Source organism: Caloramator mitchellensis, assembly GCF_001440545.1.
Classification (GTDB): Bacteria; Bacillota; Clostridia; order Clostridiales; family Caloramatoraceae; genus Caloramator; species Caloramator mitchellensis.
In genome coordinates, this window is the sequence record NZ_LKHP01000012.1 from 21930 (window position 1) to 39471 (window position 17542).

At 33.8% G+C, this 17542-nt stretch carries 14 protein-coding genes; 1 reads left to right on the forward strand and 13 read right to left on the reverse strand.

Features of this window, described 5'->3' with window-relative positions:
• Positions 1–114: 114 nt before the first annotated feature.
• From ABG79_RS09400 to ABG79_RS09450, 11 genes are all read right to left on the reverse strand, one after another.
• Complete coding sequence (locus tag ABG79_RS09400) at positions 115–1857, reverse strand: methyl-accepting chemotaxis protein (protein ID WP_057979222.1); 1743 nt, start codon at positions 1855–1857, stop codon at positions 115–117.
• Between the two features lie 90 nt (positions 1858–1947).
• The gene (locus tag ABG79_RS09405; RefSeq protein ID WP_057979223.1) at positions 1948–4806 is read right to left on the reverse strand and encodes an EAL domain-containing protein; all 2859 of its coding nucleotides are present in this window, start codon (positions 4804–4806) and stop codon (positions 1948–1950) included.
• A gap of 400 nt (positions 4807–5206) precedes the next feature.
• Positions 5207–6094: an MBL fold metallo-hydrolase gene (locus ABG79_RS09410; protein WP_057979224.1), complete on the reverse strand. Its 888-nt coding sequence runs from the start codon at positions 6092–6094 to the stop codon at positions 5207–5209.
• A gap of 117 nt (positions 6095–6211) precedes the next feature.
• The gene (locus ABG79_RS09415; protein ID WP_152978233.1) at positions 6212–7606 is read right to left on the reverse strand and encodes a peptidoglycan-binding domain-containing protein; all 1395 of its coding nucleotides are present in this window, start codon (positions 7604–7606) and stop codon (positions 6212–6214) included.
• Between the two features lie 214 nt (positions 7607–7820).
• Positions 7821–9071 (reverse strand): serine/threonine transporter SstT, encoded by a 1251-nt coding sequence (gene sstT, locus ABG79_RS09420; protein ID WP_057979225.1) that lies wholly within the window; start codon positions 9069–9071, stop codon positions 7821–7823.
• A 164-nt stretch (positions 9072–9235) separates the two neighbouring features.
• Positions 9236–9790, reverse strand: a complete 555-nt coding sequence (locus ABG79_RS09425; RefSeq protein WP_083490405.1) for a glycerol-3-phosphate responsive antiterminator — start codon at positions 9788–9790, stop codon at positions 9236–9238.
• Between the two features lie 17 nt (positions 9791–9807).
• Positions 9808–10167 carry a DUF1667 domain-containing protein gene (locus tag ABG79_RS09430; RefSeq protein ID WP_083490406.1) on the reverse strand — a complete coding sequence of 120 codons (360 nt, stop codon included), beginning with the start codon at positions 10165–10167 and terminating at the stop codon, positions 9808–9810.
• Positions 10164–11426 (reverse strand): NAD(P)/FAD-dependent oxidoreductase, encoded by a 1263-nt coding sequence (locus tag ABG79_RS09435; protein WP_057979227.1) that lies wholly within the window; start codon positions 11424–11426, stop codon positions 10164–10166. The genes ABG79_RS09430 and ABG79_RS09435 overlap by 4 nt, the downstream gene beginning before the upstream one ends.
• Before the next feature lie 14 nt (positions 11427–11440).
• Positions 11441–12865, reverse strand: a complete 1425-nt coding sequence (locus tag ABG79_RS09440) for an NAD(P)/FAD-dependent oxidoreductase (RefSeq protein ID WP_057979228.1) — start codon at positions 12863–12865, stop codon at positions 11441–11443.
• A gap of 129 nt (positions 12866–12994) precedes the next feature.
• On the reverse strand, positions 12995–14491 hold the full coding sequence (gene glpK / locus ABG79_RS09445; RefSeq protein WP_057979229.1) for a glycerol kinase GlpK: 1497 nt from the start codon (positions 14489–14491) through the stop codon (positions 12995–12997).
• Between the two features lie 14 nt (positions 14492–14505).
• On the reverse strand, positions 14506–15321 hold the full coding sequence (locus ABG79_RS09450) for an MIP/aquaporin family protein (RefSeq protein ID WP_057979230.1): 816 nt from the start codon (positions 15319–15321) through the stop codon (positions 14506–14508).
• Positions 15322–15545: 224 nt separating this feature from the next.
• Here ABG79_RS09450 and ABG79_RS09455 point away from each other — a divergent pair, with 224 nt between their 5' ends.
• The gene (locus tag ABG79_RS09455; protein ID WP_057979231.1) at positions 15546–15923 is read left to right on the forward strand and encodes a pyridoxamine 5'-phosphate oxidase family protein; all 378 of its coding nucleotides are present in this window, start codon (positions 15546–15548) and stop codon (positions 15921–15923) included.
• Positions 15924–16302: 379 nt separating this feature from the next.
• Here the strand turns inward: ABG79_RS09455 and ABG79_RS09460 are convergent, their stop codons facing one another.
• The gene (locus ABG79_RS09460; protein WP_057979232.1) at positions 16303–17091 is read right to left on the reverse strand and encodes an ImmA/IrrE family metallo-endopeptidase; all 789 of its coding nucleotides are present in this window, start codon (positions 17089–17091) and stop codon (positions 16303–16305) included.
• Positions 17092–17097: 6 nt separating this feature from the next.
• Positions 17098–17541 carry a helix-turn-helix domain-containing protein gene (locus tag ABG79_RS09465; RefSeq protein WP_083490407.1) on the reverse strand — a complete coding sequence of 148 codons (444 nt, stop codon included), beginning with the start codon at positions 17539–17541 and terminating at the stop codon, positions 17098–17100.
• Position 17542 lies beyond the last annotated feature (1 nt).

The window sequence follows — 17542 nt, forward strand, 5'->3', positions numbered from 1 at the left end:
ATTTAAATATAACATACTTTAGAAAATATTACAAGCGTTTTTTAAAATTATTTTTTGTTCTTTCATCAATGTAGGTTAGGCATTAGTTGATATCGATTTGATTAATTATCCGGATTATAGTTTAAAATTATCTATAGTTCTTGATAAATCCAATGCGGTTGAGGTCAAGCTCTGGGATGTTGCTGCAACCTCCTGTGAAGATGCGGACAATTCTTCTGAAGATGCCGCAACTTCCTCAGACGCTGCACTATTTTCTTCTGTAATCGCACTTACACTATCAACCTTAACAACCACTTCTTCCTTAGCTTTATTCATCTCATCCATTTTTTCAAAAACAACAGCTATCTTAGGCACAATCTTCTCAATCGAATTTAATATTTCTTCAAACGATTCAACAGTATTTTTAACTGACGTAGATTGATAAATTATGAAGTTTTCAACTTCATCTGATGTTTTTGTGACTTCAATAGTATCGTTTTGTATCGAATTTATAAGTTCATTAATTTCATCTGTTGATTTTTTAGATTCTTCTGCCAGTTTTCTAACTTCATCAGCAACTACAGCAAAACCTCTGCCAGCTTCTCCTGCCCTTGCAGCCTCTATTGCTGCATTTAGTGCCAATAGGTTTGTTTGTTCTGAAATTGAATTTATAACATTTGTTATATTACCTATTTCTTTAACTGAATTTGTTAATCCATTAATCTTTATATTCACTCTTTCAAAGGCATTCTTAATGTCATCGATAGATTTGATAAGCTCGTCCATTTCTTTCTTACCAGTATCAGCCTTGCCAGCTGTATTAACAGTTTCTTCATTTACATTTTTTAATTCTTTATATACATTTTCAATGCTATTTGTAAGTTTGTTCATCAATTCAGCAACATCCTGTAAATCGTTAGCCTGTGAAGATGAACCTTCCGCAACCTGCTGCATTGTTTTTGCAACTTCCTGGGATGAAGATGACATCTCTTCTGAAATAGCTGAAAGACCCTCAGCCTTTTCAAGGACATCATTAGCGGTAATCTTTATTTTTTCTATTATGTTCTTTTGGGTTTTAACCATGTCTATAAAGTTTCTTTGAATTTCAGCTATCTCATCGTTTGATTTTATGTCGACGCTTATATTCAGGTTGCCATTTTTAACTTCCTTCATCGATAGGGATAATTTGTTCAATGGATCTAACCTCTTGCTTAAATACCATAATATAAACAGTGAACCAACTATTAAATTTATTAAAGATATGATTATTATCATATTCAACACAGTCTTTGCTGCCTTATAAAAATCTTCATCATATGCGCCTACATTGATATACCAATCCCATGGGGCAAAATAACCAACGGCATTTGTTTTAGCCCTAACTACATTTTCCCCAGGATTTTGCCAATAGAAATGAATAATTCCATTGTTTTTGGGATTTCTACCTTCGTCAATTATCAATTTAGCTATATTATTTCCCTTTGGATCTACAGCCTTTGATATGTCATCTCCTTCTTTAAAAGGATGCATCATTTCAACTCCCTGGCTGTTTATAGCAAATATATACGCACTTATACCTAGCTCTAACTTTTCATTCAAACCTCTTGTCTTTCCATCATCCTTTTTAGGATTAAGCATCTTTGATTTAAACTCTTCCTGTGCTTCTTCTCTGGTAAGCTTTCCCTCTTGAATGTTTTTCTCCAAAATTTCCATAAAAGCTATCGCCATGTTTACCTTGTTTTTTAAAGCTCTTTCACCTAATTCTGTTAATGATTTTTTTGCAACTGAATATGCCATAAATCCAAGAACAGACATGCTTAATAAAACTACTGCTACAAATATCGACAACATCTTGACCTTGATACTGATTTTTTTCATTATTCATCCTCGCTTTCGTCAACTTTTTACAAAAACACAAGAATATTATAATTATTTTTTAACTTTTTGTAAATACTACTATATTTTTTATTAAAAATCAGCTCTTGGTCTTCCAACATAAAACCCTTGAATATAATCGCATCCTATATGCTTTAAAATATTATATTGTTCCTCAGTTTCTATACCTTCTGCTACTACTTTAACCTTTAAACTCTTAAATAACATTATTAAACCTTCTATAACCTTTGAATCATTAGCATTTAAAAATTTATCATTTAATGATTTATCAAGTTTAACCTTGTTGATAGGAAGATATGTCAAATAATTAAGCGAAGAATATCCCACTCCAAAATCATCCAATGCAATAGTAATTCCCAATTTTCTCAATTCATTTAAAACATTTAAAGCTTCAGCCTTATTTTCAATCATTATGTTCTCGGTTATTTCAATCTCTATTAATCTCGGGTCAATTTGATATTCCTCAATAGCCTTTTGAACTGTAAATACAAACATGCTATCCTTAAGCTGTTTTGGAGAAACATTTATTGCAATTGGTATTTCCTTGCCTAAATTTGCACATCTTTTTATTTGTTTTACAGCTTCTTCAATTACCCACTTCCCTATGGGGATGATTAAATTTGTCTCTTCAGCAATAGGAATAAACTTGGCTGGAGACAGATTAGAATCCTTTAGCCTTAAAAGTGCTTCATAAGAAACTATATTTTTTGTTTTAGCATCAACAACTGGCTGGTAATATAAAGCAAAACCATCTTGATTTATTGCTTTTACTAATTGATTTTCTATCTCTATATTCTCTCTAAGTTTTACAGTCATCTCATCGTGGAAGAAGATGAAGGTATTTTTACCCATAAATTTTGCTCTATACATTGCTGTATCTGCCTTCATAAGCAAATCTTCTATAGTGAATCCATCTTTTGGAAATACCGATATGCCAATGCTTGCAGTAATGTTGAATTCTGGAGATTTCTCACTAATTTCCTGTTTAAAAGTATTTAATATCTTTTTTGCATATTTTTCTATAGTAGATTCATCATCCGCATTCTTAATGAGGATTAAAAATTCATCCCCTCCAAACCTATAGAATTTTATATTTTTATCTGTCAATGTATTGAAAACTTCTGCAACATGTTTTAATAGTTTATCTCCATATATATGACCCATAATGTCATTTATGTTTTTGAAATTATCTATATCAAATAGCATAACAGCGCCGCTTTTTTTATTGTTCAATTCATGTGAAAGTTCCTCCACAAAAACAGCCCTGTTTGGAAGCTCAGTTAAATGGTCATAATATGCCAATTTTTCTATTTCCTGTTCTTTTTGTTTTAGTAAAGTTGTTTCAAAAAATATTCCGAATAATTTTGTTGATTTTCCATCAATGCTTTCTATCGCTTTACCAGTCACCAACAACCAACGTATATTTCCTGATTTGTCTATTATTCTTATTTGGGTATGTATCTTATCATCTTTCTTCTGGACATATTTATAGTAATCTTGTATTAATATTTTCTTGTCTTCAGGTTCAATTACCATGTCAAATAATTTTTTTAATGTGTTTTCACCCCTAATTTTAAATCCAACTATTTCATCGATATTCTCTGAGATATGCAGTTTCTTAGATGTCAAATCAAACTCCCACACCCCGCTGTTGCTTGCCTTTATTGCAAGATCATACTTTTGCTGCAGCTCTTCAAGCTTTTGTGTATAGTTTTGTATTTCATCATATTGTGCTCTAAGTTCTTCTTCAGCTGCTGTAAGCTGCTCTATAGTCGATATAAGTTCCTCATTAGCTGCAGTCAGCTCTTCTTTGCTTTCTTTAATTTCACTGAAAGATGCTGAAATTTTGTTCAATATATTGTTTATAACAGACTTAAGCCCAGAGAAATCATCATTCTTTTGTATCGGTAATCTGTATTCTATATTTTCTTCTAAATCGATTTTTTCTATGTCATCAGATAAGTTTTCTAATGGATTTTTTATTTTTTGAGCTAAAATATATATTATTATAAAACATAATATTAAATCCAATATGATAGTGATTAAAAAATAATCAGACAGTTTCTTATAAATTTCATTCATTGATATTCCAATTGTTAAAACTCCTTGAATGGTATCTCCCTTTTTAACAGGAACTGTGACTTGCATAACTCTTATTTTAATTTCAGGATCATAAATTTCAATTGTAGAAATGCGGCGATTTAATGCGTTAATCAAGACGTTATCTTTATTTCCATAATTGACATGAATCTGATTGCTTATTCTTGCCATTTCATTCAAATTTTTATCGTAATAAACCGCATATATAATATTCTTATCGTTTTTTAATCTATTTAACTGATTTTGATATTGAAATTTTTCTTTTAATTGATATATCTGTTCTGATAAAATACCAACCTGAATAAAGCTACCATCGTTCCTTCTTACATATCCGTATCTTAAAAATCTAAAGGATTCTGTGTCCTTTCTTATATCTTTTTCCACCCATGCATCAAATCCACTGTTCATAAAAAAATACGCAGGATGACCTTCAAAAACCTTTGCCCCAACATATTCATCTATAGTAGAATTTAGAATTTCTCCTTCCCTACTAAAAAGGTTGATTTCAAACACATTAAGTTTTGAGGCTAATTCCCTTAATCTCTCGTTATTTATATTTTTTTCGCTTAATATCACTGCTTTTCCAACTACTATTATTTTATCCTCTATTATTGAATCAATTACATCCATAGAAGCAGAATTATTTTCTATTTGATTTGAAAATTCGTTTGCAATTCTAGTCCCAAAATCTTTTGTATTATTAAGCACAAGAGTTCTTCCTACTTTATACGTTACTGCTCCCAAAGTAGCAAGTGAAACAAAAACAATCAATATAGGAATTATAGTCAGGCTTTTCAAATTAATTATTTTTGTCTTATTCTTTAAATCCATATACTTCTCCTTTTTGACGAAATATATTAATTTTCACTTTTATTCGATATTTATTAGATTTATTATAAAATAAATATTTTCCTTATTCAATATTTTGGAGTCTTAATTTTGGAAGTAAATTTGTCGAAAAATAATCATTCTACAAATTATTTTATATATTGACATATTTTGCACGAGTAATATAATATTATTAAGAAGAATTTATCAATAAATATTTACTATTCGCAACTCACATGACATTGATATATGTTCACCAACCCCATATTTTGCTGGCATGAACTTTCCTCCGAAACCCCAATGTATAGTTTATGCCAGCTTTTCTTTAAAAAATCCCCCTATTCTCTTTTTTCTCCCCTCAATTTATAAAAGGTTCCTTTATCGAATAAAGGAACCTTCTGTTTTATGCTTTTTCCCATAATAATTTGTTTTTATTAAAAATAGGTCTTATGCTCCCCTCTTCATAAAGATAAGTGATATACGAACGTATTGTGCTCGACAATAATACATATTGATTTGCGTCCAGACTAATATCATATATATCGCATATATTCTCAAGTATTTCTTCTATTGTTTTTCCTTCACTGCAAATGTTTTGTATTTTTGATGCTATACCTAGCACTTCATTCTTATTCAGCTCAACTAAATCTTTAATATCTTTGATTGGTTCTCCATGGCTTGGCACAAACATCTCTGCGTTAAAATTATTAAGCTTTTCAAGCGTCTTTAGGTGAGCTTTAACATCCAATATGTAATATATATGATATTTTTTTATTATATTTTCAGGAAATACAGAATCTCCAACGAAAAACACATCATCAGGCGTTAGAACTCCTATCATATCGAAATAATGGCCGGGCAGTGAAATAGTTTTAAGTCCTGTGTTAAATATTTCTCCATCAGATGGAATGATATTTGTAACTGCTGACGGCTTTGCCATTAGAAATTTATTATTAAGGTCTTTAAATGGCAATCCTCCATATAAAAACGATGCTTCAAGAATTGGGTCCGTGATAAATGCCGATTCAATTCGCGTTGATAAAATATCGCAATTTGTTTTATCCTGTAAAAATTGATTTCCACCTACATGATCCGCATTTGAGTGGGTGTTTATTATCAACTTTAAATTCCAACCCTGTTCCTTTAATAATTTTAGTATTTGCCTTCCTGCTTCCTTATCGTTACCGCTGTCAATGAGTATTGCATTTCCATTATTCACGTATATTCCTACATTCGTCGGCGATGGGATATAGAATGTATTCCCCTTTAAATGAACTAACGAAAGAGCCATAAATATGCCACCCTTCAGAAATTTTTTACTTGTAATATAATGGTAGCATATAAATTGTATGCAATAAAGCCTTATATTAGATTAAAATTAAAAGGGTTGTTTATAACAACCCTTAAATTATTTCGCAACCTTAGCAGCTTCTACTATTGCCTTTACATATCCATAAGTATCAGCAAGTGTTGCTCCTGATACTGCATCTGTCATCTTGTCTGCTGGAGTTGATGCTAGAACAGATTCTAATTCTGCTATTGTCTTTCCTGTTACATATGCTCTTATGTAATCAAAGTTCTTATCGATTGGATTAGTTGCGTTTGCTTTTTCCTTCATGTTCTTTGAATAGTATTCAGCGTTTGTCATCTTTGATGCTAATACTTTTCCCTGTGGATAATCCTTTCCAAAATCTTTGTCTGAGTTTGGAACACCTATTGCAACTGTATTGCTCATGTATTGATAGTCATCGAAATAAGTTGCAACTATCTTATCTCCAACAACAGCTGTAACTGCAACTGTAAAGCACTTTGTTCCATGTGCTGCATAGTCAACCTTTCCTATCTTTATGTTGTTGATGTCCTTAGCGTCAACTTCAAGTGTAACATTGTCCTTTGCAGCTTTAGCAGCTTCTACTATTGCCTTTACATATCCATAAGTATCAGCAAGTGTTGCTCCTGATACTGCATCTGTCATCTTGTCTGCTGGAGTTGATGCTAGAACAGATTCTAATTCTGCTATTGTCTTTCCTGTTACATATGCTCTTATGTAATCAAAGTTCTTATCGATTGGATTAGTTGCGTTTGCTTTTTCCTTCATGTTCTTTGAATAGTATTCAGCGTTTGTCATCTTTGATGCTAATACTTTTCCCTGTGGATAATCCTTTCCAAAATCCTTGTCTGAGTTTGGAACTCCTGTTGCAACTGTATTGCTCATAAATTGATAATCATCGAAATATGCTGCAACTATCTTATCCCCTGCAACTGCTGCTACTGCAAGTGTAAAGCACTTTGTTCCATGCGCTGCATAGTCAACCTTTCCTATCTTAACAGTAACCTTTTGTTCCTTTACAACTGGTGTTTGTGGTTTTGTTGCAACTGGTTTAACAGGAGCTATTTTAGCTAAAGTCTTAGGTCCAACTATTCCATCAACTCTAAGTCCCTTTTTCTTTTGATAGTCTTTAACTGCTTCTAAAGTCTTTGGACCGTAAATTCCATCAACCTTTAACTTATAACCATTTTGGTTAAGGTATGTTTGCAATAACTTAACATCTTCTCCGAATGATTTAAAAGCAAGCAATCGATTGATTTTACCGTTGAAATTTTGTGTAGTTTGTGTAGTTTTAGTAGTTTGAGTAGTTTTTGGTTTTTGAGTAGTTGGCTTTGTGTTAGTGTTTCCACCTGATGTTGCCGCTGAAACATCATCAACACCAAATAATTTTGAGCCTGAGCTTACAGCTAATGATGAGATAGTTAACATAGCTGCTAAAACAAAGGTCAAGAATTTAACATTTTTCTTCAACATAAAACCCCCCTTAGGATTAATTTTAGATTTTAATATTACGAAAATTGTTTGTTAAATAGTAAACATTTAAAAGTTTAGTTTTCGTAATATTTCATATATATTATATCATATTGTGCAAAAAATTCCATAGTCTTTAGTTAAATTTTCTACTAAAAGTTAATATTTATAAAAATTTTGACTCCAATAAAAAATCCCTGCCTTCGCAGGGATTTTATTATGCTGTCTTACTCTTTTCTTTTATAACTATTTCTTTTCCTTCTTTACGCCATTTTGCAAATTCAGCAGTAGCAGTGAATAAAACGTCCGATGATGAGTTAAGCGCTGTTTCGCACGAGTCTTGAATAACTCCTACTATGAAACCTACACCAACTACCTGCATTGCAACGTCGTTTGGAATTCCAAATAAGCTGCACGCAAGTGGAATAAGAAGTAGTGAACCACCAGCAACACCTGAAGCACCACATGCGCTTATAGCTGATAATACGCTTAATATAAATGCTGTAGGCATGTCTACTTTAATTCCAAGCGTATTCGCTGCTGCAAGCGATAAAACTGAAATTGTAACTGCTGCACCAGCCATGTTTATTGTAGCCCCAAGAGGTATTGAAACTGAATAGGTATCCTTATCAAGTCCCAATCTGTCGCATAGAGCCATATTTACAGGTATATTTGCTGCTGAGCTTCTTGTAAAGAACGCAGTAATACCGCTGTCCTTTAGACATTTTAATACAAGCGGATATGGGTTCTTGCGGATATATAAGAAAACAATAATTGGGTTAACAACCAAAGCTACGAATGCCATTGTTGCAACTAATACAACTATTAATTGTCCATAGCTAAGCAGAGCTTGAATTCCATTTGTAGCAATTGATTCAAAAACAAGTCCCATAATTCCAATTGGCGCAAAATTAATTACCCACTTAACAATTGTAGAAAGAGCATCTGCTATATTAGCTATTGCTGATTTTGTTGAATCTGCAGCATTTCTAAGCGCAATACCAAGTAAAACCGCCCATGAAAGAATTCCAATATAATTTGCATTGAAAAGCGCTTTTACAGGATTATCAACAAGGTTTAGCAATAACCCTTTAAGAACTTCTGTTACACCACCTGGAGGCGTTAGATTTGCTGCACCCTCGCCAGAAAGTGTCAAAGTTACAGGGAACATAAAGCTAACAATAACACCTATAAGACCAGCAGCAAATGTCCCAATTAAATAAAGTATAATAATTGATTTCATATTAGTCTGATGTCCGCTCTTATGTTGTGAAAGAGCTGATGATACTAAAAATAATACCAATATTGGAGCAACTGCCTTTAGTGCACCAACAAATAAAGAACCGAAAATTGTTACAAATTTTGCCTTTTCAGGAATAGTTAGAGCCAATACAATACCGATTATTAAACCAATAATAATTCTTTTAACAAGGCTCAACTGATTCCACTTGTTTAGTAAGTTGTTCATGTCTCATCTCCCCCTCGTTAATCTTTTTGTTGCACCTTAAAAGTAATGCAACTCATGAAATATTCTATCATAAATTGTAGAAGAAAGGAAGAGAAAATTTATAAAATTGTAACAATTTTAATTTTTTAAAAAATAAAAATTAAAAGCCAGGCATTTAACCCGACTTACCATAAATCTTTACATGAAGTAGATATTCCTACCGCACCATTTGAAATGGCGTTTTCTATATCAATTTTATCCAAAATCAGTCCACCTGCAATAACAGGTATTTTTACATTCTCGTGTATTTTTTTAATAACCTTATGAGAAAGCCCAGGCATTATCTCAACAGCATTAGGTTTGTCCTCCAATATATTTTTTATGCCAGTTTCAAGCGACCTTGAATCCAGCAGAAATATTCTTTGAACAGCGATTAAACCTTCATTCTTTATGCACTTTATCATTGTTGGCTTTGTTGTAATAATGCCGTCGACACCAACAAGTTTTAGATATTTTACAGCATATTCGTCCTTCCCTAAACCTTCTACCAAATCGATATGAGCAAAAACTTTCTTACCGCTATTTTTTATTGCAGCAACAATGCTCTTCATATTTAGTATGTTTCCGCACAGCAAAAAAACTACTTTAACATCCCTCTCGAGGACAACATCAATATCCCTAACGCTTTTTATTGCAGCAATTATAGGATTCTCACTTAAACTATCCAACAATATCTTCATCATTATCCCCCTAAATTTTAATCTGCCCTTTGAATTTTGGAAGTAGCAACTATATTAGCGCCAGTTCCAAGGACATTTTCAATTACTATATCACCAATTTCTACCGGTGCTTTTGTCTTCACCTTATTTATTTCCTTCATTATATCAAAAATTTTGCTTTTTGGAATTTCTTTATCTGTTTTAACTGATAAAAGCGGCCTATCTCCACCTTCAACTTTAACCGTTGTAGTTATTATTCTAAGAGGGTTTGTTATTTCATTTTTTGCATATTCTTCGCCCCTCTTGCACTTATTGCCGCTCACCTTTATTTCTCCATCTACTTCAACTTCCAGCTGACAACCGAGAGGGCAATTTATGCAGGTCATATTTTTTATCATATTGCCACCTCCTCAAGTTCAAATACCAATTCATCTCCCTCAACTTTTTGAAGAATTTCCTTAGATAATTTTACATTCTCCATCTCTCCGGGCGATACATGATTTTTTCTTAATTTATATAACACCTTATCTCCATCTTTTACAATCAAGTTTACATTGTGGTATACATCGCTAACCCTCATGTAAAAATTAACAGCATCCTTTACATTTTCAGGATGGATTATATTAGGAACGACATATCTAATTCCATTTAACCCTTTAGTCTTAAATTTATTAGCGCTATTTGATTTTTCGCCTTTGATATATTTTGCTGCGCCGTATCCTGCAAGGAAGCTCTCCTGTGTTACAAAGTCCACAAGGTCGTGAACGTGAACTACATTTCCACATGCAAAAATTCCTTCTATGCTTGTTTCCATCAACTCATTCACATAAGCTCCATTTGTTACAGGGTTTATCTCTATTTTTGTTTCTCTTGTCAGTTCATTTTCAGGTATTAATCCAACAGATAATAAAAGCGTATCACATTCAACAAATAATTCAGTCCCTTCGATGGGCTGCCTTTTATCATCCACCTTTGCAATTGTAACTCCTTCTACTCTTTCTTTGCCGTGTATTTTAGTTACAGTATGGTTAAACAGAAGTGGGATGTCAAAATCCTCAAGGCATTGGACAATATTTCTCTTAAGTCCAGTTGAGTATGGCATAAGCTCAACAACCATTTTAACTTCTGCTCCCTCTATTGTCATTCTCCTTGCCATTATAAGGCCGATATCACCTGAGCCTAAAATTACAACCTTCTTTCCAACCATATAGCCTTCCATATTTACGAACCTCTGGGCTGCTCCTGCAGTAAAAACTCCTGCCGGTCTGTTGCCTGGAATATTTAATGCCCCTCTTGTTCTTTCTCTGCAACCCATAGCCAGAACAACAGCCTTTGCCTGAATTTCGAACAATCCATCCTTGGGGTTTAATACTATTATTTTTTTATCCTCACCTAAATGCAGCACCATTGATTCAAGTTTATATTCTATCCCTAATTTTTCAACCTCATCTATAAATCTTTGGGCATATTCTGGCCCTGTTAACTGCTCCTTAAAAACGTGAAGTCCAAAACCATTGTGGATGCATTGTTGAAGTATTCCACCCAGCCTTTTGTCCCTTTCGAGTATCAATATATCATCAATTCCATTTTTCTTTGCTTCAATGGCAGCAGCAAGCCCTGCAGGGCCTCCTCCGATTATAACTAAATCCTTATTCATTCTTTCGCCCCCAATCACTTAGTCTTGCCTGTCAAAATATAGCTTCCTCTATCCGACTTTGTAATATCAGTTAAAGGAATATCAAGTTCTCTTGAAAGTATCTCAACCACCCTTGGCATGCAGAATCCACCTTGGCATCTTCCCATTCCTGCCCTGACTCTTTTCTTTACCCCATCAACACTCCTTGCTCCAAGAGGTCTTTTTATTGCGTTTATTATATCTCCCTCTGTTATGTGCTCACATCTGCAGATTATTCTTCCATAGGCGCTGTTTGAAGATAGGGCTGATTTTTTCTCATCATCGGTCATTTGTATAAATAGCTTTGTGTTTGTTCTGTGTTTTATGAAATTGTTCTTCAAAGTTAATCTTAATCCCTCATTTTCAAGCAGACTAACTACATAAGGAGCAATTGCAACCGATGCAGTCAAACCGGGTGATTCTATCCCCGCAGCGTTCACTGCATTTTTTGTAGGAACGTTTATTACAAAGTCTCCAGTGTCAGACGTTGCTCTAATTCCTGTAAAAGAGGTTATAATATCTCTTGGGTTTATATTTTTTACGCTTCGGCTTCCCCCTTTTAATATCTCCTCAATTCCTTCCTTTGTAGTAGAAACATCGTCTTTCTTATCCATTTCAATCGCATTAGGCCCTACGAATAAATTTCCATGAACCGTTGGAGATACAAGTATTCCTTTTCCTTTGTTTGAAGGAGTCTGGAATATTGTTCTTGTAACAATATTTCCAACTGATTTGTCAAAAAGGCAATACTCTCCCCTTCTTGGAATTATTTTGAATTTTTCTCCACCAAGCATATCGTTTATTTCATCTGAAAAAAGCCCCGCTGCATTAACTAAATATCTTGATTTAAATTTTCCTTTGTTTGTCTCTATGTTAAATACATCGTTTTCTTTGTAAATATTAGTTACAGTTGTTGAAAACATGAATTCTACGCCGTTTTCATTTGCGTTTTCTGCAAGCGCTATTGCAAGTTCAAATGGCGAAACTATTGCTCCGGTTTCGGCATAAAGCGCACCAACGACATTATCCTGCAAATTAGGCTCTAATGAAAAAACAGAATTTTTATCTATTATCGAAAGATTCTTAACTCCATTCTTTAGCCCTCTTTTGTATAGCATTTCAATATGTCTTAAATCATCATCGTTAAATGCCAGGACAAGAGAACCGTTTCTTTTATAAGGAACATCCAGCTCTTCACAAATTTTTTCATACATCTCACTGCCTAATACATTGAATTTTGCCTTTAAAGTTCCTTCCTTGGCATCATACCCTGCGTGAACTATTCCACTGTTAGCCTTAGTTGAGCCATTTGAGACATCATTAGACTTTTCAATGACCACGCAGCTCAAATCATATTTTGAAAGTTCTCTTGCAATACTTGTTCCAACAATACCTGCCCCAATTATCGCAACATCAAACATAAAAAAGCCTCCCCTTAATAAAATAAGCCATGGAAAAAAGGCCACAATTCTGTGGCTTTTTCCATGGCTCTCAACTCTCGCCAATTATTCTGTTATTTTTATATTATCACATTCTATTTACTAAATCAATTATTCTTCATTTTCCCATGAGAGAGCTCTTTTAACCGCCTTATGCCATCCCTTAACAAGCTTTGCTCTCTTTTCTTCGTCCATATTTGGTTCAAACTTTCTGTCTACCGACCAGTTGTTTAATATTTCGTCTTTGTTTTCCCAGTATCCAACTGCAAGACCAGCAAGGTATGCTGCTCCAAGTGCTGTTGTTTCAACAACCTTTGGTCTATAAACATCAACATTTAATACATCTGATTGGAACTGCATTAAGAAGTTGTTTGCAACAGCACCGCCATCAACCTTGAGCACTGAAAGCTTTATTCCTGAATCTTCTTCCATAGCGCTTAAAACATCCATAGTCTGATAAGCCATAGATTCAAGAGCCGCTCTTATAATATGTTCTTTCTTTGCTCCTCTTGTAAGTCCAACTATAGTTCCTCTTGCATACATATCCCAATATGGAGCTCCCATTCCTACAAACGCTGGAACTACATAAACACCATTTGAATCTTCAACTGCAGTTGCATATTCTTCGCTATCTGCAGCTGACTTTATCATCCTTAATTCATCTCTTAACCATTGTATAACAGCTCCTGCGATGAATATACTTCCTTCAAGTGCATATTCAACCTTTCCGTCGACTCCCCAAGCAATTGTAGTTAAAAGGCCATTCTTTGATTTTACTGGCTTTTCGCCTGTATTCATTAACATAAAGCAGCCTGTTCCATAAGTATTTTTAGCCATACCTTCTTTATAGCAACCTTGTCCAAACAATGCAGCCTGTTGGTCGCCAGCAATACCTGCTATAGGAATTTCTCCACCTATTACATCAACTGTAGTATTGCCATAAACGCTGCTTGAAGGTTTAACTTCTGGAAGCATTGATTTTGGTATGTTCATTATTTCCAATATTTCATCATCCCATTTTAATTCATAAATGTTATAAAGCAATGTTCTTGAAGCGTTTGAATAATCAGTTACATGAACCTTACCACCTGTTAAATTCCAAATCAACCATGTATCGATATTTCCAAATAAAAGCTCTCCCTTTTCAGCCTTTTCTCTTGCGCCTTCAACATTATCTAGTATCCACTTTATTTTTGTTCCTGAAAAATATGCGTCCAAAACAAGACCGGTCTTGTCCCTTAGCATATCGGCATAGCCTTTACTTCTCAAATCATCGCATATTTCAGCAGTTCTTCTACACTGCCAAACTATTGCATTGTATATTGGTTTTCCTGTTGTCTTATCCCAAACAACTGTTGTTTCTCTTTGATTTGTTATACCTATTGCAGCTATATTTTCTGCAGCAAGACCTGCCTTTGCAAGAGCTTCATTTGCCACCCCAATTTGTGTTGCCCAGATTTCCATAGGGTCATGTTCAACCCAACCAGCCTTAGGGTATATTTGAGTAAATTCCTTTTGTGCAACTGAAACTATGTTTCCACCTTTATCAAAAACTATTGCTCTTGAGCTTGTTGTTCCTTGGTCTAATGCTAATATATATCTTGACATTTTATATCCTCCCATCACTTTTTGATTTCTACTTTGCTCTTAGCAACTACTTGCATAGTTGGAAAGTATGGAACTATTATCTTTTCGTAAATAAATCCTCCTAACTGTGCACCAATGATTGGTCCAAATATAGGAACTATGAAGCCGTAGCTGTTTGGTCCTACTGCTGCACTTCCCCATCCAGCAAATATTGCAAACAATCTTGGTCCTAAATCACGGGCTGGATTCATTGCAAATCCTGTAAGCGGACCGAAGGATGAACCTATTATTGCTATAGTAATACCTATCATAACTGCTGCCATACCAGGAGTTGGAGCCGCCTGATTTCTTGTATCACCAACTGCTAAAACAACAATCAAAAGGAAAGCTGTAATTGCAATTTCAACTAAAAGAGCTTCCATTGTTGAAAGATGTGGTTTTGGAAAAGTAGAAAAAATACCAACTAATTTAGCACTTTCTTGAGTTCCTCTAACAAGATTATTTGTCTGTTCATAAAGCAAGAATGAACTTCTATATAAGCCATATACAACAGCCGCAGCAGCAAATGTTCCGAGCATCTGAGCTATTATATATGGTATAACCTTTTTCTTGTCAAAACCTTTAAATGTTGCCAGTGCAAGTGTAACTGCCGGGTTAATGTGGGTTCCTGAGATTGAGCCTGTAACAAATATAGCCATCGCAACTGCCATACCCCAAACTATCGAAATTTCCCATTGTCCAATTCCCGCACCCTCTAAAACAAGAGCTGCAACAACGCCAACACCTATGAAGATAAGAATAAATGAACCGATAAATTCAGAAATCAATTCCCCTAAATAACTTTTTTGCATTTTTTACATCCCCCTCAATAGATTTTACTTTTTCTTTTGATAAAAGGTATTATTTTTCCAAAACCCACCTCCCAAAAAAAGCCGCAATACTACAATTGTAGTATTGCGGCTCTCAAATCTCTGCCATCTACGTTTATATTCTAACGCATAATTTTAAGAATTTTCAATATAATTACTAAAAGTTAAAAAAATAACCTTCGTCATAAAACGACAAAACTCAGTTAATGTTGTCAGAAAAATTTTACGATGTTTTAAAACATGAGGGTGTTGTTTCAATTGTGTCGTGGGGTGCTACCGATGAACCACATATAGTTAACACATGGAATTCCTACCTTGTTGTAACTAATGATGAGAAAATCCTTATCCCCGCATATGCTATGCATAGAACAGAAAAGAACATAAATGTCAACAATAAAGTTAAATTAGCTTTAGGAAGCAAGGAAGTATTAGGATATAAGGATTATCAGGGCACTGGTTTTGTAGTTGAAGGAACTGCAAGATACATAACCTCTGGGCCAGAATTTGACATGATGAAAGAAAAATTTTCATTCTTAACAAGAGTTCTTGAAATAACTGTAACATCAGCAAAACAAATGCTTTGATATGAATTGAGTGAATTGATTATTAGAGATTGTAAAGATTTTGTGCAAACTTATTAAAAACCTCTTTCTTGGTAAGAATCAAAATAAAAATCAAGAAGGAGGTTTTTTTTATGCCACTATTAACATATGTAGTTTCTGTTCGTCAGACCGGAGCTTTGCCGCCGACTTCCTTAAGATTCCAACTCACGGTGGACACCTTTGTCTTAAGCTAACGGTTGGCACTGTCGACCCCCGTATCGTATTTTCAACGACAAGATTACGCACATTCGGGCACACCCCAAAATATAGAATCACTTTACATAAGTGTTTCTCTATCAGTATACGATGTCAATTCCGACATTCAACCAATTCGAATGCAATCCTATATTTTAATAAATATTTAAATATCAAAATAAGCTTCCATATAATCCATATCATGCGCAATTCTTAAAATTGTAAATACCCTGCTAAAATTTGGCTGATACAATGACTCTTCTACTATTTCAAAATCATCAATATTCTCCTGAAACCATATATCACATCTTAAAATTCTTTTAATAGTTTCATTGCTATATCTATTATGAAGAAGCTCTCTAGCAGCTGATCCCTTTATTATTCCAGGCTTCAAGTTAAAATCAAAACTTGATGACTTTGCTTGAACAATCTTTGTTCCATTGCTATAATACACCATTGCTATAACCTTATCCTGAGTAATTGATATTACTTTTCTTGCCATTGCCCCTAATGATACATTAAATACATGAGACAGCTCCTTTATTAATTCTAAAGTAATAACCTTGTTTTCGATTTTTGTAAGCAATATGTTCGTAGGTATTAATAGCTCTGCTGCAAAAATATCTGCTTGATTTTCCTCTACGTTATCTGAACTAAAATCTCCAATATTAAAGCAGGCACACATATTACTATGCCAAGGTATAAAAAAGTGTCCTACTTCATGAGCAATTGAGAACCTTTGTCTTGGAATATATAATATTTTTCTATTATTAATAATTATGTTCTTTTTCCCTTTAGAAACAATCAGAAGAGCTTCGGCAGATTGGATATTTTCATAATTTACTTTTAAATCGTAAGTTTCACATACTTTAAAAATATCTACAGGAGGAGTTAAATTTAAGGATGAAACAATATCCTGAGCATAAAGCTCAGGATTATTTTCATATAGATACATTCTCTGTTACAGATATTTAGATATTATTTCAGCATCCTTCTCATTTAACTCTCCTGTTTTTCCTCTTGCAGCAATGCCATATGCTTCCTCTCCACCCATAAAGGATTCTATATCCTTTCTAAAGAATCTCCATTCCCTTCCAAATTTATAAGCTTTTAATCTGCCATCTTTTATCATATTATATATTGTTTGATTGCTAACTCTTAATAGATCTGCTACTTCAGTTAAATTTAAAACATCAGGCTTTTGGTTTTCATCTACATCCACTAAGCTTTTACTTAGCTTTTGTAGCATAACAGCATCTTTTCCTTCGATTGTTATCTCACCACATTGTGGGCATACATATGCACTAACTCCATCTATAGTTAACTTATAACTTCCCCAACCAGTATTTATAGATGTGGTTTTCATCTCCATCTCAGTATTACAAATATAACATTTCTTAATCATA